This is a genomic window from Paenibacillus sp. RC21 (assembly GCF_044907935.1).
GTDB lineage: Bacteria > Bacillota > Bacilli > Paenibacillales > Paenibacillaceae > Paenibacillus > Paenibacillus terrae_A.
The window spans coordinates 41,955-61,500 of the sequence record NZ_JBIYCS010000002.1 but is presented as its reverse complement, the minus strand read 5'-3'; the positions used below and the strand labels follow the sequence as shown (position 1 = coordinate 61,500).

General features: G+C 40.6%; 26 protein-coding genes and 1 pseudogene. 20 read left to right on the top strand and 7 right to left on the bottom strand.

Going from position 1 to position 19,546, the window contains the following annotated elements:
• Positions 1–12: 12 nt before the first annotated feature.
• Entirely contained in the window at positions 13–234 is a 222-nt protein-coding gene (locus ABIA61_RS05475; RefSeq protein ID WP_283652123.1) for a hypothetical protein, read from the bottom strand.
• A gap of 120 nt (positions 235–354) precedes the next feature.
• On the opposite strand from ABIA61_RS05475, the gene ABIA61_RS05470 reads away from it, so the two are divergent.
• Positions 355–831: a hypothetical protein gene (locus ABIA61_RS05470; RefSeq protein ID WP_283652122.1), complete on the top strand. Its 477-nt coding sequence runs from the start codon at positions 355–357 to the stop codon at positions 829–831.
• Between the two features lie 90 nt (positions 832–921).
• On the opposite strand, the gene ABIA61_RS05465 is transcribed toward ABIA61_RS05470, so the two are convergent.
• Both ABIA61_RS05465 and ABIA61_RS05460 read right to left on the bottom strand, forming a co-directional pair.
• Positions 922–1,248 (bottom strand): type II toxin-antitoxin system HicB family antitoxin, encoded by a 327-nt coding sequence (locus tag ABIA61_RS05465; protein WP_483874940.1) that lies wholly within the window; start codon positions 1,246–1,248, stop codon positions 922–924.
• Between the two features lie 80 nt (positions 1,249–1,328).
• Positions 1,329–1,556 carry a type II toxin-antitoxin system HicA family toxin gene (locus tag ABIA61_RS05460; RefSeq protein ID WP_283652120.1) on the bottom strand — a complete coding sequence of 76 codons (228 nt, stop codon included), beginning with the start codon at positions 1,554–1,556 and terminating at the stop codon, positions 1,329–1,331.
• 135 nt (positions 1,557–1,691) lie between these two features.
• On the opposite strand from ABIA61_RS05460, the gene ABIA61_RS05455 reads away from it, so the two are divergent.
• The 13 genes and pseudogenes from ABIA61_RS05455 (at position 1,692) to ABIA61_RS05395 (ending at position 9,294) form a co-directional block, all read left to right on the top strand.
• Positions 1,692–1,964, top strand: coding sequence for a hypothetical protein (locus ABIA61_RS05455; protein WP_283652119.1), 273 nt, complete (start codon positions 1,692–1,694; stop codon positions 1,962–1,964).
• Positions 1,965–2,073: 109 nt separating this feature from the next.
• A pseudogene (locus ABIA61_RS05450) lies at positions 2,074–2,410 on the top strand (YolD-like family protein).
• 363 nt (positions 2,411–2,773) lie between these two features.
• Positions 2,774–3,709: a hypothetical protein gene (locus ABIA61_RS05445; protein WP_404580445.1), complete on the top strand. Its 936-nt coding sequence runs from the start codon at positions 2,774–2,776 to the stop codon at positions 3,707–3,709.
• A gap of 80 nt (positions 3,710–3,789) precedes the next feature.
• Positions 3,790–4,107 carry a hypothetical protein gene (locus ABIA61_RS05440; protein WP_404580444.1) on the top strand — a complete coding sequence of 106 codons (318 nt, stop codon included), beginning with the start codon at positions 3,790–3,792 and terminating at the stop codon, positions 4,105–4,107.
• A gap of 211 nt (positions 4,108–4,318) precedes the next feature.
• Complete coding sequence (locus ABIA61_RS05435; RefSeq protein WP_283652117.1) at positions 4,319–4,579, top strand: group-specific protein; 261 nt, start codon at positions 4,319–4,321, stop codon at positions 4,577–4,579.
• A gap of 150 nt (positions 4,580–4,729) precedes the next feature.
• Complete coding sequence (locus ABIA61_RS05430; protein WP_283652116.1) at positions 4,730–5,443, top strand: hypothetical protein; 714 nt, start codon at positions 4,730–4,732, stop codon at positions 5,441–5,443.
• The gene (locus ABIA61_RS05425; protein ID WP_404580443.1) at positions 5,394–5,942 is read left to right on the top strand and encodes an accessory gene regulator ArgB-like protein; all 549 of its coding nucleotides are present in this window, start codon (positions 5,394–5,396) and stop codon (positions 5,940–5,942) included. The genes ABIA61_RS05430 and ABIA61_RS05425 overlap by 50 nt, the downstream gene beginning before the upstream one ends.
• On the top strand, positions 5,915–6,061 hold the full coding sequence (locus ABIA61_RS05420) for a hypothetical protein (protein ID WP_200893479.1): 147 nt from the start codon (positions 5,915–5,917) through the stop codon (positions 6,059–6,061). Before ABIA61_RS05425 ends, ABIA61_RS05420 begins: the two co-directional genes overlap by 28 nt.
• A gap of 39 nt (positions 6,062–6,100) precedes the next feature.
• Positions 6,101–6,751, top strand: a complete 651-nt coding sequence (locus ABIA61_RS05415) for a hypothetical protein (protein ID WP_404580441.1) — start codon at positions 6,101–6,103, stop codon at positions 6,749–6,751.
• Positions 6,752–7,588: 837 nt separating this feature from the next.
• Positions 7,589–8,221 (top strand): hypothetical protein, encoded by a 633-nt coding sequence (locus ABIA61_RS05410; RefSeq protein WP_283652113.1) that lies wholly within the window; start codon positions 7,589–7,591, stop codon positions 8,219–8,221.
• Positions 8,199–8,735 carry an accessory gene regulator ArgB-like protein gene (locus ABIA61_RS05405; protein WP_283652112.1) on the top strand — a complete coding sequence of 179 codons (537 nt, stop codon included), beginning with the start codon at positions 8,199–8,201 and terminating at the stop codon, positions 8,733–8,735. The genes ABIA61_RS05410 and ABIA61_RS05405 overlap by 23 nt, the downstream gene beginning before the upstream one ends.
• Positions 8,732–8,878, top strand: a complete 147-nt coding sequence (locus ABIA61_RS05400; RefSeq protein WP_014281452.1) for a cyclic lactone autoinducer peptide — start codon at positions 8,732–8,734, stop codon at positions 8,876–8,878. The genes ABIA61_RS05405 and ABIA61_RS05400 overlap by 4 nt, the downstream gene beginning before the upstream one ends.
• 17 nt (positions 8,879–8,895) lie before the next feature.
• Positions 8,896–9,294, top strand: a complete 399-nt coding sequence (locus tag ABIA61_RS05395) for a LytTR family transcriptional regulator DNA-binding domain-containing protein (RefSeq protein WP_044648284.1) — start codon at positions 8,896–8,898, stop codon at positions 9,292–9,294.
• 515 nt (positions 9,295–9,809) lie between these two features.
• Here the strand turns inward: ABIA61_RS05395 and ABIA61_RS05390 are convergent.
• The 3 genes from ABIA61_RS05390 to lexA form a co-directional block, all read right to left on the bottom strand.
• Positions 9,810–9,950, bottom strand: a complete 141-nt coding sequence (locus ABIA61_RS05390) for a hypothetical protein (RefSeq protein ID WP_283652111.1) — start codon at positions 9,948–9,950, stop codon at positions 9,810–9,812.
• A 42-nt stretch (positions 9,951–9,992) separates the two neighbouring features.
• A complete protein-coding gene (locus ABIA61_RS05385; protein ID WP_283652110.1) occupies positions 9,993–10,163 on the bottom strand; it encodes a hypothetical protein in 171 nt (56 codons plus the stop codon).
• Between the two features lie 563 nt (positions 10,164–10,726).
• Positions 10,727–11,353, bottom strand: coding sequence for a transcriptional repressor LexA (gene lexA, locus ABIA61_RS05380; RefSeq protein WP_013310545.1), 627 nt, complete (start codon positions 11,351–11,353; stop codon positions 10,727–10,729).
• 190 nt (positions 11,354–11,543) lie between these two features.
• Here lexA and ABIA61_RS05375 point away from each other — a divergent pair, with 190 nt between their 5' ends.
• The 4 genes from ABIA61_RS05375 (at position 11,544) to ABIA61_RS05360 (ending at position 13,850) form a co-directional block, all read left to right on the top strand.
• Complete coding sequence (locus tag ABIA61_RS05375; protein ID WP_283656279.1) at positions 11,544–11,912, top strand: LysM peptidoglycan-binding domain-containing protein; 369 nt, start codon at positions 11,544–11,546, stop codon at positions 11,910–11,912.
• A 105-nt stretch (positions 11,913–12,017) separates the two neighbouring features.
• Positions 12,018–12,224, top strand: a complete 207-nt coding sequence (locus tag ABIA61_RS05370; protein WP_404580440.1) for a DUF896 domain-containing protein — start codon at positions 12,018–12,020, stop codon at positions 12,222–12,224.
• A 128-nt stretch (positions 12,225–12,352) separates the two neighbouring features.
• The gene (locus ABIA61_RS05365) at positions 12,353–12,862 is read left to right on the top strand and encodes a hypothetical protein (protein ID WP_283652109.1); all 510 of its coding nucleotides are present in this window, start codon (positions 12,353–12,355) and stop codon (positions 12,860–12,862) included.
• 193 nt (positions 12,863–13,055) lie between these two features.
• On the top strand, positions 13,056–13,850 hold the full coding sequence (locus ABIA61_RS05360; protein WP_404580438.1) for an HAD family hydrolase: 795 nt from the start codon (positions 13,056–13,058) through the stop codon (positions 13,848–13,850).
• 111 nt (positions 13,851–13,961) lie between these two features.
• Here the strand turns inward: ABIA61_RS05360 and ABIA61_RS05355 are convergent, their stop codons facing one another.
• The gene (locus ABIA61_RS05355) at positions 13,962–14,504 is read right to left on the bottom strand and encodes a cupin domain-containing protein (protein WP_044648279.1); all 543 of its coding nucleotides are present in this window, start codon (positions 14,502–14,504) and stop codon (positions 13,962–13,964) included.
• Between the two features lie 295 nt (positions 14,505–14,799).
• On the opposite strand from ABIA61_RS05355, the gene metH reads away from it, so the two are divergent.
• Both metH and rnz read left to right on the top strand, forming a co-directional pair.
• A complete protein-coding gene (gene metH, locus ABIA61_RS05350; protein ID WP_404580067.1) occupies positions 14,800–18,240 on the top strand; it encodes a methionine synthase in 3,441 nt (1,146 codons plus the stop codon).
• A 79-nt stretch (positions 18,241–18,319) separates the two neighbouring features.
• Positions 18,320–19,252, top strand: coding sequence for a ribonuclease Z (gene rnz, locus ABIA61_RS05345; protein WP_404580066.1), 933 nt, complete (start codon positions 18,320–18,322; stop codon positions 19,250–19,252).
• Positions 19,253–19,546: the final 294 nt, after the last annotated feature.

Below are 19,546 nucleotides of genomic sequence, written 5' to 3'. Positions count from 1 at the left end.
AGTCCTTTTGGTTTATTTCTCATCACTTCTTATGAAAAGTTTTCCAATCAAGACATATATGATTAATGCAATAATCACAGCCAGGCCGTAGTCAATAATGAACTTAATGAGATTTTCTAATGTGAAAAATCCAGTTCCTGTGTTGTATTGAAAAAATTCTAGCCTTCCGTAAGTTAGATTCCCGATAATGTTGCCGATGAGCAGTGCGATGATAAATCTCCAAATATTTTTCACCAAATACCTCCTTTAAATCAAAAATAGAAGTTGATATAAAACTAACTATAATTTACCATAAATAGTGTAACGATTACATAAATGGTAAATGAATATAAAAAACAATGAGGAGTTGAAGTGATGAAAAAAGTTTGGATAACCTCACTTATGGCCGCAACTTTACTAACAGGTGTGATTGCGGTACCAGCCTCAATGTACGCATTGCCTTCTACAGACTCTAGTAGTGTTTCTAGTAGTGCTAAGGATTCTCTTAGTGAATCAGAATTACAAGATATCGAAGGTATTTCCGAATATTTCAATTTGTCTGAGCAGGAAAAAAATGATTTTATTAAAGCCATCCAAAATAAAGAAGACCGTGGAGAGTATCAAACACAAGGGAAATTGAGTTGGGCAGTAAAAGCTTTAAAAGCAGGATTTGATAAACTTCCGGCCTCAGTGAAAGCTTTTATTGGAGTTGAGGGTTTCTTACAGATCCTAGGTGTTGTTGACAACTTCACTGGAGCTATTGAAGATGCAATATATGCAGGAGCTTTGCAAGTGACTGGGAATGAAACTGCTGCCTGGTGGGTTACTAAAGCTTTAATGTTACTTTTATAGGATATTCCACAATAAGATGAATGGTGTAGATTTTGAATACTCTAAGCAAAAAAAAGCTCTGCTAACCTTAATTGGTCGGCAGAGCTTTTTTTATTTGCTAAGTTTGTATAGGCAGTATTGGTTAAGTGAAACATTTTCGGCTGCTGCCCGTTCTGCTAACTGCTGGTGCAGACTTTTGGGTACACGTAAATTAAACTTGCCGCTGTATTCATTCTCTCCTACAGGTTCAGGTATAGGGTCGCCATGTTCCAACTTAACAGACAAATAGCCTTTCATGGCTTCAAGAACACTTTCATAAGCTTCAGCAAAGGTCTCTCCGTCACTTTGGCAACCGTCTAATTCCGCTACTGTTGAGTAAAAGTAGTGTCCGCTTTCGTCGTTCATTGGTCGAATCTGTATAGTGTACGGGAGCGACATGTAATACGCTAAATCCTTTTGTTGATTATTTGCCATTATATATCGGCTAGGATATATTGAGGATAAGGAAAGGGGAGCGCTCACTCCCCGATCCGACCCAGTACGTCTTTGACGCACGCCGCCTTTAATGGGTTTTTCTTTTTGACGGTGATTAGGTCGCCTTTATCATTTCGGAATTGGCAATGTGACGTTCCATCGTGCCTTGCCTTTATGTATCCGTAATGTTCAAGTACCTTTTCGACCTCTTCAAATCGAATCCCGTTTGGGCGGTCTTTCATTTTCTGGATCAATTTATTTATCCTAGCCATGTCTCACCTCCTGCATATATGGTACCATATATAGTACCATAAAGCAAGAGAATGAGACATTTATTTTGGAATAGTATTCTTTGTTTTATAAGAACGCATGTTTGTATATAATGACTAGTGAAGGAGTTGGTTGCTTTGTTACCTGATATCGAACGCAAGCTACTACGGATACTCTACAACTTTTCAGCAGGCCGCCGTAGGATGCCCACAATGAAGGAACTGGAGATCAAGACAGGCAGAAGTGTAGCGGACATAAAGGCGGGGCTGCTGGTTCTTGAGAAGAATAACTATATTACGTGGGCGGATAAGTCCTCATTGCGGGATATCGTCATTATCGAAGGATGGGACAGGGACCAGAAGATCATCATGCCACCCGGAAATGCGAATAGATATTTTACCGAATACTAAGCCAGGAGCAATCCGAGGTTTATTTTTTGTTCGTTGGTAAAAATAATCCCTTGTACAGAACGTATGTTCGATATATAATTTGAACATAAAACATCAGGAGGCTACATACATGGGAAAGAAACTTGAAGGCAATGGAATATGGGAAAGCTCTAGGATAATTATCCCCGAGCACAAGGAAGCATATTTGAAGCTAATGAAAGACCGTCAGCGGCGCGGCAAGCCGGAGTTGGACGACCAAGAGGTTACAGCTAATAGAGCAGACGCTTATAGACTCCTACAACTTACGTACGACTGTCACGTTGACTGTATTTAGCCCGTTCGATGATACGGTTATGACGGGTGTCGTTACGTCTATAAACACAGCCAGACGGGAAGTGAAGCTGTCCAAATACGAAGATGATTTTAGTTGGGTTAAGTTGGAGGATATTATTTCTGCAAGTACATAAAAGGTTCCCAGGTAACCGGGGCTTTTTTTACGTCCTTTACCAAGCTGAAAATTTGTTTACTATTTAATATTTTCCGTATATATTAATATTTGGAAATTAGTATTTTCATAAATTTTTCCTATAGAACTAGATTAAATTAACAGAGGAGATTACTTCAATGTGCATTTCATTAAGAATAGAACGCAAATCCGGTAGTGAGCCAATCGAGTTTGTAAAAGGTGAAATCACTAGCTTTACTTATATGAACAATAGTCCCAAAACCTTTTAGCTAAGTCTTCAGATTTGGCACATTCACTACATATTCGAAGCAAAATTCAGCTTCATTCGCTTCCTTCAGTTATAGACAATGCGGATAATTCCAACATGCTGTATACATGGGCAAACACAGAATATAAACCTGATAGTGAGGACTACTATCGAAAATGTAATATCCAAGTCGTGAGAAATGAAAACGCGATCCGAGATATTACGTTTACACACGCTTATGTAGATAAGTATCAAGAACAGATTGATACCAGCAAAGAGATACTTGAGTTTGAACTTGTTTTAAAACAAAAAGAAGATCAATTGGGAAAAATTCAATACAGTCCTCAGTTAGAACCTAAGGAAACAAGAGAAAAGGATCAGTCTGATGTCTCGCAAAAAGTACTGGAAGGCGCATATAGTAAGAATATGTTAGTGTATGCAGGAAATAATACTTTTCCGTTTGAAAATCCTCTTGTAGAACTAGAAAAGGCTTGGGTGCGAGGTGTAGAACAAGTAAAAGATTCGACAGACACTGTAATACATTATCCTGATCGTAAAGCATTTACATTAGTAGCTGTTCCTATAGCTCGAAAGAAGTATGGAGACATCACAGCCAATTTACTTAAACATTCACTTGATTACAAACCAGGAAACTTAAACTTTAACGAATGGTCATATGAGGCACAGCAAGTTAAAAAATCTAAAGAGCACATCGCAATAGTTAATGAGGAAGTCAAAAAAGCTAACGCTAATAAAGTTAAAAGTTTCTCATATAATGGATCTAAGGGATTAGAAAGTAATAGAGATTTATATAATGCTTTTCACAACATGTATTATAAAATAAATGGAAATTACGTTGACGGGCAATGGAAAATTACTGCAATATATTATGATGTATATAATTTCGAATATAATTTTAAACAAATGTTTACTGGGGATAACAAACTTGGTTGGGCTGCGGCCAATCTAACAAATTTAATGGAATCATGGGGAACGCTTAATGAGTATACATCTTATGTTACAGTAACTGATATAAGAAAAGCTTGGAAGTGAGGTATGAATTGCAGATGAAGCGTAGATACATCATTATCTTGATTGCTATACTAGTTACAACTTCTACTCTAATTTTCCTGGTGAGTTCTGGAGATAATACGAAGTATAAATACCCATCAGGCAAAGATACCGTAGAATATTTTGGTGACGGGACTTTTCAAATTTTTAGAGGGGGGCCGCACGACCCCTTAATACTTTATAATCATCTTGCTGATCCACTGGAAAATGCTGTTGATAATATTGTGTCATATAAGATAAAAAAAAATATCGTATATGTGGTTGGTGAAAATGGCTTCATTAAATTGGATTCAAGTACCAACACGTACGAGCAAAAGAAACGGATTAACGACTTTACTTCCAAAGATAGAGAGATATTTAATAAATTAATGGAAAAATAGAAGCTATCATGAGCAAATGTGGTAGCAAGGGAGCTTTAATTTGTTCACAAAGGTTTAAGTTAACATGTGGTTTAGTTGAGTATGAAGCTGAATCGTGATGGAGTGGCATGTGAAAGATAATTTTTGTTAAAACGATTCCTCGGCACATATCCGAGGATTTTTTATGCGTTCATTAATTAGTTTTGCATTCTACAAAAAAGGGACGAGGATTTTGATTGAGATTAGTGTAGATGAAAAGGAAGCGAAAAAAATTATATTGAAGAAAATTTCGGAGTTGGTGAAAGTAGTTGATGCTGAATATGTATTTTGGGATACAAATGAATTAAAGAAAAAGACTTGTATGAGTTGGAATACGATACTGGGAACATTTTTCTATGATCCTAGATTTCCAAAAAGAAAAATCGGTGGTAAATGGTATTATCCAGCTCGTGAAACGAGAACATTCTTGGAGCAATGGATTTTAGAGCAATGAATCAATTACTCGTAAACGGATTAATTAACACAACCCCAAAAATATACCTTACATGAGGACAAAAATTACCAGTTTACTAGGTTATTGCATTGCTACTAACCCGAGTAAAATATACAATTACAGCAGGCTAAATAGGAGGATGGTGTATCTGTGTTATCTGCTTTTTTGTATATTTTACTTGGGGTATTCGATGCTTTGGCCGTTGTTACTTTGGTCTTAAAGCTTTATATGCTTCCCGTCTGGGAATATCGTAGAAAAATACTATTTTACACAATTGGCATAGCTTTGTTTTCTTTTCTAATGAGGGTAGTTATAGGTGTGCCTAAATTAGATTTGCCGTTTCAGTATTTGTTTATGGTTATCTTTTTTAGATTTGGTTTAGGGATCAAAACACATCTTGCGGCTTTTTCTGCAGGTTCTGGTCTAACAGCCTACATTAACCTACAGCTATTTGTATATCTATTTGCGAATTTTTTCGGAGTAGCACAACCGGGTGTTATCAATTACACTTCTGGGTTTTCTGTTTACTTTATTCAGGTATCTTCTATCATTATTGCATATTTGATTTCTTTTGTTATGGGGAAATATAACTTAGGATTCTCGTTTATAATTCAGCCTCCACACGATTTTTTAAGAGGTGAAAATTATTTCTCATCCCTAAATAAGATGTTAATTATAGGTGCGCTAATATCAGCGGTCACTATCTCTATTACTTTATATATGCTTTATAACTCTAATACAATAGGATTACTTTCCATTTCATTGTTTACTTTCGGATTGTCCTATTTCTTTTCAGATCGGGGGGATTACGAGGATGCTAGAAGCGCTATCGAGGCACATCGCAACAGAAATAAAAAAAGCTGACCCCGATGGTCCGACAAGTGTAGAAGTGATGGAATATGCGCTTGGTATAAAAATCACTGAAGTTTCTGCGGTATTCCTAGTAGCAGTAGTAGGCTGGATGGCAGGGCACTTTTTAGGAGCGTTATTAGCACTGGGTACTATTATGTTTATGAGGAGATTTTCAGGAGGGGCACACTTCCGCAATCTTACGTTATGTGTCTGTTTTACAACGGCAATATGTGTAACTATACCTTTCATCGCTTTGAATGTGCCAACGATTTTTATTATTAGTGCTTGTTCATTATTAGTGTTTGTCATTTATGCGCCTAATCATTTTATTTATATTAACAAAACTACTAAACATAAATATTATAAAGCGGTATGTATTTTGTTTTGTGCATTGAATTTCTTTGTACAATCACACATAATATGCTTATCTTTAGCTATACAAGCTTTCAGCATTCTTCCTTTATGGAAAGGAGGGGAACGGAAATGGACAAGAGATTGGCAAGAGCTTTAAATGTAAAACTGGGGAAATACGCTGACGAATCTACCAAAAATGAAAAAACAGTATTTGGCGCTAAACCAATACCAGAAGAGCTGAAGAAAAAAGATCAGAAGAGTAAAGAAACGAATTGATATATGGAAGATGGAAAGCGGATTCTTGCCACCAAATTGTTGAGTGACAACGCATTAGGGGAATGTTCTTTTTTTCGCGAAAATCACCTGGTGGCGATTGAATTGTGGAAACCCAAAAGCAATTATCATATCCCACTTTTTCATACGTTGTATGGAAAATTCACCGTTCCCACCACTCTCCACGAATGTTTATCTGGTCTGCCCACTTTTGCTAATTTGGATGGTTCTAATTTAGTCAATATTAGCCTTGTAGACAAAATAATCACGGGAGATTATACGGGCGGACAGGTTACCTTCAAAAACAAGAACAATAAAGAAAGTATAAACGCGTCTAATTTGTCTCGTTGGAAACAAATTTACAAAGATGCAATCAGCGCTGAACGGGAACTGCGCTACATTTTCGGAGCAGAAATTTTAAAAACGGGTAAGTCAGCAGAAAATGGTTTTTTTAAAATTTCAGATATGATCAGTGTAGATATGTGGGAACAAAAGAAAAATTATTATGTCCCACGTTTCAATTCTGGTGATAAATCGTATGGAATCGGGTTAACAGTGCAAGCTTGTAAGGAAGCTTTTCCTTACTTATATCCGGCCTATAAGGATACCCTAATTAATCTCAGCTTAGTTAGCAAAATTGAAACAGATATATTCGGAGGTTCAGTTCACTTCACATTTGTTATTAATGAATAAAAAAGACTCAATGCGCCTATAAATCGCATTGAGTCTGCCCACAAAAACACCCACAAATTACCCACAAATAGCATATACGTTATGCTACTTTGGAAAAATTAATTATCTTTTATTATTTAATTATCGGTGTTTAAGTACCACATGATAATTTAGAAATCCATGGAACTTAAACCGGACCCAAGTGCATCAATGGGAACGTGATCAATATCTGACGCTTTACTAAAATGTGGAATCCTTTGGCGCTCTAAGCGTTGAGGGATTTTTAGTTTGGGGACAGTGAGTAAAAATTATAAATCCGATATATAGTTGCCTCAAAATGCCCCCAAACTTTTTATTTTCAAAATACTTTTCAGTAAAAGACTCATATTTCTTCATACTAGCCAATGAAAGAATTACATTAAGGGAAAAGAATTGCAAAGGAAGAGTTTGTGAATTGGATCGAAGTCCGTAAGCAAGAACATCGGTGTATTAATGCCATGTTGTCTTGTCTCTTTTGGCTGATTGTATTTGATGATTTTTTGGATCGTTTGTATCATCCTAAATAATCAAAGAAGAGAACTTGTATGAGTTGGGGCACGATATTGGACACGTTTTTCCATGATCCCAGGTTTTCGAAAGGAAAAATTGGCGGTAAATGGTATTTCACAGCTCGTGAAATGAGCTTTTTTGAAATATGGCTCTTAGAGCAATAAACACATTATAAGGAAACGATCGAAAAATATTTACCTAAAATAATACATAAAATATTCCAAATAAACAGATAATTATATTGCCACGCTGTTATAGCAAATATAGAATTATAGTGTTGGTTACAACTGAGTGAAGGGGATATGTGTTATGTGGGAGCCTATACGGTTCTTGCTATTTTCTAATGTTGAAACATTTGCGGCGTTTGTTTTAATGCTTACTATTTTTAGAATCCGAGCTTTAGATTTTGTCTGGCCTGCCTTGTTTATCGGCCTGATCATGAACTTGCAAAGTATGGTGTTGAGAGAAGAAATGTCGTTGTCTTTTTTTGCTCCGACTATAAACATTATATTATTCACATTATTGATAACTACTGTTGTAAGGATGCCCATTATTTGGGCAGCTATCATATCCATTACAGGTACGTTTTTGTATACGCTGTTTCAAGCAATAATCATAGTAATGCTCTTTGGTACATTGACATCAGACATGCAGACCTCTCCAGAGGGATCGTTAGCTCAAGCTGTAACCAGTGCATGGGTGTTAGCTATATCATGGTTACTATTTAAATTCAAAATAGGCTTTACAGCAGATTATGAAAGCTTGCGTTTTAGGTGGGAACATGTACTTGTTGTTATTTTAATAATTGGGGTACTAGCAGCTAGTACATTTATGTTCTACGTCAATAATTTTCCTTTGAGTATTTTATTTATAGCTTTGGCATCTGGAATGTTTCTGTACTATGCGCTAAAAACGGAGCGTGATTATTATAAAAAATCTTGATTCTATCGCTCTTGATATTGCAACTCATATCAAAACAGTTGTACCGGGTCATCCAGCTTCTATTGCGGTTTTAAAACATGGAATAGCCGTTGTGATTAATACAGTTTCAATCATTTTGTTAACTATTGGTATTTCATTTATTACGGGTAAGGTGCAGGAAACTGTACTGGCGATGATATCTTTTTCTATACTGCGTCAAGTTGTAGGAGGAATACATTTAAAGAGCAATATAGTATGCATTGTTGTATCTACAGCTTTACTTACCGCCCTGTCCTTTGTGAATTTAAACTATAATTGGATAGTTATTACTTCGATATTAAGTATAATACTTGTCTTGGTTTATGCTCCGTCTAGAATAGACGGGAAGACTCGTATACCTAAACGGCACTACCCATTGTTAAAAATTTGCGGGGTTGCAATAATAACACTTAATTTGTGGCTGGCTTTTCCGGTGGTAGCTGCTAGTTTTTTTGTTCAAAGCTTAACGTTAATAGAGAGGAGGTGCGAAAAATGAAAAGTCCTAAATTTAGTAAATTTAAGATTGGTATGTACTACAATGCTGCCATATTACTAACTTCACTTGCAGTTGTATCAGTGAGTACAGCGAGTTTGTCTTGGATTCACAGTCCCGAACCACCTGAAGAACTGTTGAAATAAAGTGGGAGATATATGAAATGCTAAACTTAACCGTCTCAGCTGATGATTCTCGAGGTATTAACAAGGGCGAAAACATACCAGTGGACAAGGTTCTTTTCATATCTAAAGGACGTAAGAGGGATCAGATTCTAGTTCACACATTCGAAAAAACATATTACATGATCGGCACCCTAAGGCATTGGGAAAGCTTCCTAAATAATAATGGGTTCCATTTCTTGAATGTAGACAGAAGCAATACTCTGAATGTGGAAAAGGTGAAAATTGTTAATGGCATTTTCAAAGACGCTTACTTTGAATGTGAGATAACAAAAACATCGAAGAGGTGTCCGATCTCTTATCACCGATTTGACGAGGTTATAGAGGAAATGGGTTTCATTAATTCGAACATAATCTTCACTGGAGTTGCTACTAGATAGCGGCTCTTTTTTTGTCAAAAATACTCGGCTTATATTGTCGAATCATAAGAGACATTCAGCACCCTGATTTTTGTTCATATGTCCCTAATTTTAGGAATTGATATAGGTAAGAGTTTCGAATTTCATAATCAAGGGAAAAAGAATGGGAGAAGGTAATGGGTTGTGTTGAGTTAACATTTTCGCTCCTTATGTTTATGAAACGAGGAAAAGCATTTCGTTCAGAGTACATAGGATAAATGATCATACAGTAAAGATAAAGACACAATAGTTCACAGGGGAGAATAGACATGAAAAAGCATTTTTTTGAATTTTCTCAGGACTGGGATTTAGATGAAGAGAATACGAAATTTTTATCAGTATTCACTTACTTCAAATGTTAAAATTCTGTTGAAAATGATAAAGTCCTACCGACTGCTAAAGGGCCCCTTAATATTGGTTCAATATCCGTTTTACACTATAATGCGGCACAAAAAAGCGGGAAGAAATCCTTCCCGCTTTTCGCTTAAAAACAATCATTAACGTCTGCGTTGTCTATCATTTACACTAAACAGATTAACAGCCAGTGCGTTACCTCTAGCACGTGCAATCGCTCTCTGATTTGAACGGATCGATAATCCTCTTCTTCTCACGTGACGTTTGAAATGTCTTTTACACATGATATCACCTCCCTTCACAAGAAATGAAGGTACGGATGAATTTTAGAAGTGTTTATGCTTACGGTTACGTTTGGAAATTTTGATGTTCAATGCATTGGTGGCTAGTGCGTTACCGCTTCTTGTTTCGGCGGCTGCGGCCTGAAAGACTTTTACGACCAGAAATTTGTTCTTGCCGATACGGTGCTTATACGTTTTGACTCGATTTTTGATCATCTTCTTATCTCCTTTGCTAAGGTCTACTTTATTCATATGTCAGTAGCGCTAGCAATGTATCAGCATAAATCTATTAAAAGCAAAAAGAAGCTATCACCTATGATCCTAATATTCAGAAACTAATAAAGTATGGAGATACGGAACGTAAAAAAACTTATGCTTACCTGCCGTATCCTTTCCCACTTTACGTTGTAGGAGAAAGTTACAGCAGATTAGCATAAGTAGAATAGTAAAGAATGAAGATAAGAAGCTGGTAAAAGAAATATTACTTATTATAAAGGGTTTTAAGTTTTTTCTCGTAATACGCTTCCTGGTTAAGAATACGATTATTCAGTTGTTCAGATAATATACCATATTTATCTAAAATAATGATATAATTCTTTTGATCCACCAATATACAGAACAGTAATTGCAGGTATAAACCGTTTAATCTATGGGCTATCAAAGGAAAAAGAATAGCTGTGAGGAACATTTTGTGTACATAAAATCAACACAAAACCGGCTTGCCATGGGCAGCCGGTTTTGTTGTAGCGGGAAGAATAACGGGGCTGAAAAATGAAAAATCAGTGGAAGTCCCGGAAGAGTCCTACAACCTTGCCCAAAATACTGACGTGCGTCAGACGAAGCGGTTCAAAGGCCGGATTTTCCGGTTGAAGTCGAATATGATCTTTTTCCTTGTAAAAAGTTTTAACAGTAGCCTCGTCCTCGTCTGTCATGGCCACGACAATATCGCCGTTATCGGCTGTCTGCTGTTGACGTACGATGACATAATCTCCGTTGGCAATACCAGCTTCAATCATGCTTTCTCCTACAACAGATAACATGAATATTTTATCCTCACCAACAAAATGTTGGGGAAGAGGAAAGTAATCTTCAATATTTTCTGTTGCTGTAATAGGCAGACCAGCTGTAACTTTGCCGACGACCGGAACACGACTAATTGAGTAATTAATCAAGTTGCTGTTATCCGATTCGTCTTGGCCGAGTAACTCGATGGCCCGCGGTTTCGTTGGATCACGACGAATCAGTCCCTTTTTCTCCAGACGATCCAAATGACCGTGAACCGTAGAACTGGAGGCCAATCCGACAGCCTCACCTATTTCGCGTACAGAAGGGGGATAACCCTTTAGACGCACTTCATTGCGGATAAATTCAAGAATGGCCTGCTGGCGGCTTGAAATCTTAGACATACCGTATCAACCCCATTTAGTAACGTTTGGGAAAATTATAGCATAGAACCTCCGTTCGTACAAACGTAAGTTCTAAATAATCCTAAAAAATAATCACGAACTTTTGTTCTCTTTTCTATTGAACAAAACAAATGTTCGTGTTATATTGTGAAAAAACATAGGAACAAACGTTTGGAGGACGCGACAAATGATGAAATATAGCACATATCAAAGTATTTTTCCAATGAATTTAGAAAAGATTCAAAATGTCCGGAATGAGAGAAGGGCGCAGCTTGTACGGACCATTTCCAACAGTCTCCTGCCCAAACTTCTTATTCTGGTTATCGTTGCCTGGATTGCGGGTGCAGGTGTACTGACGGTATTCGCGGCTCCTTCGGTTTCGAATGAAGAGGTGACCAAACTTATTGTACAACCTGGGGATACATTGTGGCGGATTGCCTCCACTCATAAACCGGAACGAATGGATACACGGGTATATATAGAAGGAATTGTTCGGATTAACGGAATGGAAGATCGAGGAGTGCAGGCAGGCCAGCTTTTAAAGCTTCCGCACTTCTGATCAGTCACATTAGAGCTGTCAGGGAACGTGATACGGGAACCTTGACAAGCTCTTTTCTACATGTCAAAGTGTATTATATCTTTGCTTATATGGAGGGGACAGAATTTGGATATAGACAGCTTGGTACAGCGCATCAATGAATTGGCTCGCAAAGCAAAAGCCGAAGGATTGACGGAAGAGGAAACAACAGAGCGCGCCAATCTTCGGGAAATTTATTTGGATAACATTCGCCGTAATTTCCGGCAGCAACTTGATACGATTGAAATTGTGGACGAAGATACGTCGAAGGGAAATGGTGGGCTGAAGCATTAATGTCGCTAAAGCGGCTTAGCCCGCGTAATTTGCTTTTCGTTTTTTTAAGGTATCTATTTTTGGTATCTATATAGATTAGGATTGGTAGCAATTGTTTTAAGCAATATATTTGGGAAGGGAATTGAGAGATGGCCCGGTCATTTGAAAGAAAAGTTCGCAAAAACACAGCGCATTTGAATAAATCGCGCAAAAAGCAAGGCATCCAAACCATTAGTGGCGCCGGTTCTGCAATGGATATTTTCCGTGGACGTAATATTACCGTGCCAATCATGTTGGCTGGACTTGCAGTTCTGTATATGCTCATGAGTTATTTTTTGACTAAGACTGGTATGCGCGGCATGGACTGGCTTGTATTCGGCTTGTATTTGATGCTGGCTGTTATCTTTTTCATCCGCCGTCCTTATTTGAAGGTTGGAAAGAGCACGCTGTATATGTTGAAGGGTGGCAGAGAGCGTCCAATGACGGCAGAGGATATGAAAGCCATCAAGATTGAAAAGGGTTACGTAACGGTTGAAAGAAAAGGTAAGGGTGGCAACTTTATTTTTACAAAATCACTGGGCCGTTATGATACGGATGCCATTGCAGAGCGGCTTGAGAAGTTTGCGCTATCTAATCAGGTTCAAGTAGACAAAAAATAACGACTTCTGTTGGTTAGAATCGTTTAGATTGTCCGTGGGCCTGTAGCCTCTGTAAATAAGGTCGCATGATGTTATTTCATATAACACATTGCGGCCTCTTGATTAATATGGGCACATAACGATTGGAATGCTTGTAGACGCAACAAGGCAGAACAAGCGTACATATAAAGTGGAAAGAGAGTGGATAATACAGATGACGATTCAAGCGGTAATGTTCGATCTTGATGATACACTTCTGTGGGATGAGCGCAGCGTAGAAGAGGCATTTGACGCAACGTGCCAGACAGGTTCCCTGGAAGCAGGCGTTGATTCGAAAGCTTTGGAAGAAGCAGTCCGCAAGGAAGCGCGTGCTTTGTATGAGTCTTATGAAACCTTTAGTTTTACTCAATTGATTGGCATTAATCCGTTTGAGGGATTGTGGGCGAATTTTACGGCAGGAGAGCAGCCAGAGTTCCGGCAATTGGAACAGCTGGCCCCTGCTTATCGAAAGGAATCTTGGCGTAGAGGTCTCCAACAGTTGGGGATAGATAATGAAGAGTTAGCGCAAAAGCTGGCAACCCAATTTGCCTTGGAAAGACGCACCCGTCCCCATGTTTATGAAGAAACGTTTGAGATTCTGGAGCAGTTGAAAGTGCAGTATAAGCTTCTTTTGTTGACAAACGGCTCCCCTGATCTACAGCAGGAGAAGTTGGATGGGGTTCCGCAGTTAGCTCCATTTTTTGATCACGTTGTTATTTCAGGTTCGTTTGGTAAAGGTAAGCCGGACCCGTCTATTTTTCAGCATGCTTTGGGGCTTCTCGGTATTGAGCCTGAACATGCTTTAATGGTGGGGGATAAGCTGACGACTGATATTCAAGGGGCTCTGGCGGCAGGTGTGCACTCCGTGTGGGTGAACCGCAACGCCAAAACCAATACTACAGAAATCAAGCCAAAGTTCGAAATTAAGCATCTGTCCGAATTGGATGGAATTATTCAATCGTTTAAGTAAGTGCTTTTCGGCTCTTATTATAGTAACAAGCCCAAAATACTCCCTCCGCTCAGGCATCTCAGAGCAGAGGGAGTTGCTTTATCCACATTAGGATGGATTCGTATTATAGTATTATGCCTTAATAAACGATGGATCTTCAAACGGTTCGGCAATCCACCCATTTTCTTCGATGAACAAACGTACTGCGACGATCTTCTGATTTTCCATTAAGGTAAAGAAGTGAGGAATATTTTCTGGTACGGAAATAACGTCACCAGGTGAAAGCTCAACATTAAAATATCCGATTTCTTCAGGACCTTTAATGATGAAAATGCCTTTGCCTGCTACAATAGCACGGATTTCATCTTCGGTATGGGTATGAATTTGCTCAAACTTGGCAAGTAGCTCGTCCAAATTCGGCGTTGCTTCGGACAAGGTGATAACGTCCCATATTTTATACCCACGGCGGGCGGCTAAGTCCTTGATTTCGGCTTCAAAAGTGCTTAGAACAGCCACTTTTTGCTCATCTGTCAGGGTGAAGTTTTCTTGCAGCTCCCCGGACAGCTTGGAATCATCCCAATGCTCGTACAATACCTCTTGACTCTCCAAAAATTCACGTACCTTGTCTTCATCGCTAATTCGTACATTCGTATTGCGTATTAAGATTTCAGCCATAGATTATCCCTCTTTTCCACTTGGTTTAATGTTGTATACAGAATATCATGTCTTGAATCGTTGTACAATATAGGTCTGAAACATTTTATGTTGCAAATGACGGTTCGTCCTATTCCAATATAAAAAGAACCCTGGCCTAAGTGCGTCTCATTATGCAGCAAACTGTAAAAATGAATATCGAGAGTTGTTTTTGTGCAGAAGAAGCCGTATAAAACGTATGTTTTTACTTCAATCTATCTAAATGATACGGTTTCTGCTAAACTAGGATTTAACGTTTTGCGGGGGTGAAGAGATTTTGGATAAAGTTAGCTTACAGAATGCATTACAACGAAGAATACTCATTCTTGACGGGGCCATGGGCACCATGATCCAGCAAGAGGATCTTTCCCCCGACGATTTTGGCGGGGAAGAGCTGGAGGGCTGCAACGAGATGTTGGTCTTAACCAGACCGGATGTCATTCAAGGGATACATGAAGCATACTTGGAGGCCGGATCAGACCTGATTGAAACGAACACTTTTGGAGCGACATCCGTCGTTTTGGCGGATTACGATATACCGGAGCGCGCCCGTGAAATTAATCTGGTTGCAGCTAAACTGGCGCGTAACGCGGCAGATAAGTATAGTACTGCGGACAAGCCTCGTTTTGTTGTAGGAGCTATGGGACCGACGACGAAAACATTATCCGTGACAGGTGGTGTTACGTTTGCGGAGCTGATCGAGAGCTATGAAGAGCAAGCCTTGGCGCTAATTGAAGGCGGCGTGGATGCCCTGCTTTTGGAGACCTCGCAGGATACGCTTAACGTCAAAGCCGGAAGTATTGGAATTCGGCAGGCTTTTGAGAAGACGGGTACGGAGCTTCCCATAATGATTTCGGGAACGATTGAACCAATGGGAACGACTCTGGCAGGTCAGAATATTGAGTCTTTCTGCATATCGCTGGAACATTTGCATCCGGTGTCGATTGGGCTGAACTGTGCTACAGGACCGGAGTTTATGCGGGATCACATTCGCTCTCTCTCTGATATGTCCTCAGCAGCAATTAGCTGTTATCCGAATGCAGGTTTGCCTGATGAAAACGGTCAATATCATGAATCACCTGATTCATTAGCCCGTAAAATGGCCGCTTTCGCCGAAAAAGGTTGGCTGAATATTGCAGGAGGTTGCTGTGGTACCACACCTGAGCATATCCGGGTTATGAGTGAACGTATGGCGCAGTTTGAGCCGCGCCCGCTGGAAGGTCATCACCCACCGGCTGTATCGGGTATTGAGCCTGTATATATTGAACAGGAAAATCGTCCCTATATGGTTGGTGAACGAACAAATGTTCTCGGCTCCCGCAAATTCAAGCGTTTGATCGTGGAGGGCAAATATGAAGAGGCATCTGAGATTGCCCGCGCTCAGGTAAAGAGTGGGGCACATGTCATTGATATTTGTGTACAGGACCCGGACCGCGATGAAATGACGGATATGGAAGCCTTTTTGAAGCTGGTTGTGAATAAGGTAAAAGTCCCTCTCGTGATAGATACCACAGACATCCAGGTCATTGATACCGCCTTGCAATATTCGCAAGGGAAGGCGATCATTAACTCCATTAATTTGGAGGATGGCGAAGAGAAATTCGAGAAAATGGCACCTCTTATTCATAAATACGGCGCGGCTGTTGTTGTTGGAACCATTGATGAACGTGGTCAGGCTATTTCACGTGAGGATAAGCTTGAAGTGGCCAAACGCTCTTATGATCTGCTGGTGAACCGTTACGGTCTGGCACCCGAGGATCTTATTTTTGATACACTCGTATTCCCCGTAGGAACAGGTGATGAGCAATACATCGGTTCGGCCAAGGAAACGATTGAAGGGATTCGGATTATTAAAGAAGCACTTCCAGGAGTTCACACCATTTTGGGTATCAGTAACGTGTCCTTTGGTTTGCCAGAGGCGGGTCGTGAAGTGCTCAATTCCGTTTATCTATACGAATGTACCAAAGCAGGCTTGGACTATGCGATTGTAAATACGGAGAAACTCGAACGTTATGCTTCGATACCCGAGCATGAACGGAAGCTCGCCGAAGACCTGATTTATAAAACGAACGACGATACTTTATCCGCTTTTGTGGCTGCTTTCCGTAATAAGAAAGTGGAGAAAAAAGAGAAGGTGTCCAATCTCTCGCTCGAAGAGCGGCTGGCTTCCTATGTAGTAGAGGGTAGTAAGGAGGGACTGATTCCGGATCTGGAGCAAGCGCTTGCCAAATATTCTTCGCTGGAGATTATTAATGGACCGCTGATGAAGGGGATGGAAGAGGTAGGACGTCTCTTTAACAACAACGAATTGATCGTTGCAGAGGTGCTGCAAAGCGCTGAAGTCATGAAGGCGTCGGTCGCTTTCTTGGAACCGTATATGGAAAAAAATGAATCCTCGGTAAAAGGAAAGATTTTGCTGGCTACGGTCAAAGGTGATGTGCATGACATTGGTAAAAACCTGGTGGAGATTATTCTATCCAACAATGGTTACCATATTGTAAATCTGGGTATAAAAGTACCACCAGAACGCATTATTGAGGCTTACCGTGAAGAAAAGGCCGACGCGATTGGCTTATCCGGTTTGCTTGTTAAATCGGCTCAACAGATGGTGTTGACTGCACAGGATTTAAAAAATGCGAATATTGATATCCCGATTATGGTTGGCGGAGCTGCTTTGACGCGTAAGTTTACGAAAAACCGTATCCGTCCCGAGTATGACGGAATGGTTGTCTATGCGAAGGATGCAATGGATGGTTTGGACATAGCTAACAAGCTGATGAATCCTGAGTCCCGCAAGAAAATGGCTGAGGAAATGGAGGCTGAACGGGAAGCGGAAGCCGCAACGGTCGTGGAAGCCAAGCCGTTGCCTAAACTTACCCGGGCTGTTCGCTCTAAAATCGCTCAGGATTTGCCCGTCTATATTCCGCCGGATACGGATCGTCATGTACTGCGTAACTATCCGCTCAATTATATTTTGCCTTATGTGAATATGCAGATGCTGATGGGGCACCATCTTGGATTAAAAGGAAATGTAGAGCAATTGCTGGCTTCGGGGAATCCGAAAGCGACTCAGTTGAAGGAAACCGTAGATAGCATCATGTTTGAAGCCGTTACGGATGGAATTATTCAGGCACATGCTGTATACCGTTTCTTCCCGGCGCAGTCACAGGGAGATCAGATTTTGGTTTATGATCCATCAGATGTGAACAGGGTACTGCACACATTTACGTTTCCGCGTCAACAAGTAGAGCCTTATTTATGTCTGGCTGACTACTTGAAATCGGTGGAATCTGGAGTTATGGATTATGTAGGTTTTATGGTCGTTACGGCGGGTCACGGTATTCAGCAGCTTTCCACGCAATGGAAAGAAAAAGGGGATTACTTACGCTCTCATGCACTTCAGTCGGTAGCGCTGGAAGTGGCAGAAGGACTCGCCGAGCGACTTCATCATATTATAAGGGACAGCTGGGGCTTCCCGGACTCGGCAGACATGACGATGAAACAGCGGCATGGGGCTAGATATCAGGGCATACGGGTATCTTTTGGCTATCCAGCATGTCCTGATCTGGAGGATCAGGGGCCATTGTTCCAGCTGTTGAAACCTGAGGATATTGGCGTTGAGCTGACGGAAGGGTTTATGATGGAACCGGAGGCTTCTGTATCAGCCATGGTGTTCAGTCACCCTCAGGCGCAGTATTTTAACGTCGAAAAGGTGTAACACCTTTATCAGATGGGATAGCAAAGACCCTCCGAGCTTCGGAGGTTTTTTGCTGGTCAGCAGGAAGAAGGTTAAAGTCATGGAATTTTATTTTCTCGGCACGAATGCAGGTGTGCCTACGATCCAGCGAAACGTGACGTCCATCGCACTCCGTTTGCTGGAGGAACGAAGAAGCATGTGGTTGTTTGATTGCGGCGAAGGAACTCAGCAGGAGGTACTACGTTCGCCGCTTAAGCTAAGCAGGCTTGAAAAAATATTCATTACCCATTTGCATGGAGACCATCTCTTTGGTCTGCCAGGCCTGCTGTCGAGCAGGGCGTATCAGGGAGGTACGACACCGCTGACGGTATACGGGCCGCCTGGCCTCAAGCAGTACATCGAATTATCGCTGGGAATCAGCCAATCCCGTATCAACTACCAACTACATATTGTGGAGCATACGGGAGGACTATTGTTTGATGACGGGCAATTCCGTGTCGAGTCGGCTCTGCTGGATCATCGTATTGACAGCTACGGTTATCGTATTGTAGAGATGGATAAGCCCGGCAAGCTCAATCAGGAGCTGCTGGAGCGATACGGAATCAAGCCCGGCCCGGTGTATGGTAAGCTGAAACGTGGAGAAAGCGTAGAGGTGGAGGGGGGAGTCATGCTTCATCCCCAGGATGTATTGGGTGCACCGAAAAAAGGACGTATCATCACCATTCTTGGTGACACGCGACCTTGCCCGAATACCGTAGTATTGGCTCAAGATGCAACGGTTGTCGTTCATGAAGCTACTTTTCTGCATGAGCTTGCGGAAACGGCGTATGAATATCATCACAGTACAGCGCTCCAGGCAGCGGAAGCAGCAAAAGCGGCAGGTGCGGGCCAATTAATCATGACGCATTTTAGTTCCAGATATAAAGATCAGGAGCAGCTTCAGCCGTTGCTGGAGGAAGCGCGGAGTATATTCCCCAATTCATTGCTGGCGGAGCAGCATGTGTTGTTACCAGTGCCCGATATCGGTTCTTAAACGGTAGTTATAGAAGATAAACGTGTATGGGTGTCGGGGCTTGCTCCGGCGCCTTTGTTTTTCCTGTGAAATTATTTTCCGGGAAAGCGCAGGATGCGACAAGAGATGAGGACGACATATGGGTGGGGTCGGATGAATTTGTACTACCACATATGGAGACATGTCATATTCGGTTTTCTATATATCGAATTTTAAGGGGTTTGTATTTTGAGCAGGCTCAGGAGATACAGGAAATTTCTTTTGAAGACTAGGCATCTTCGATGGATTTCGACGGAGATGTAAGCTTATTCAATG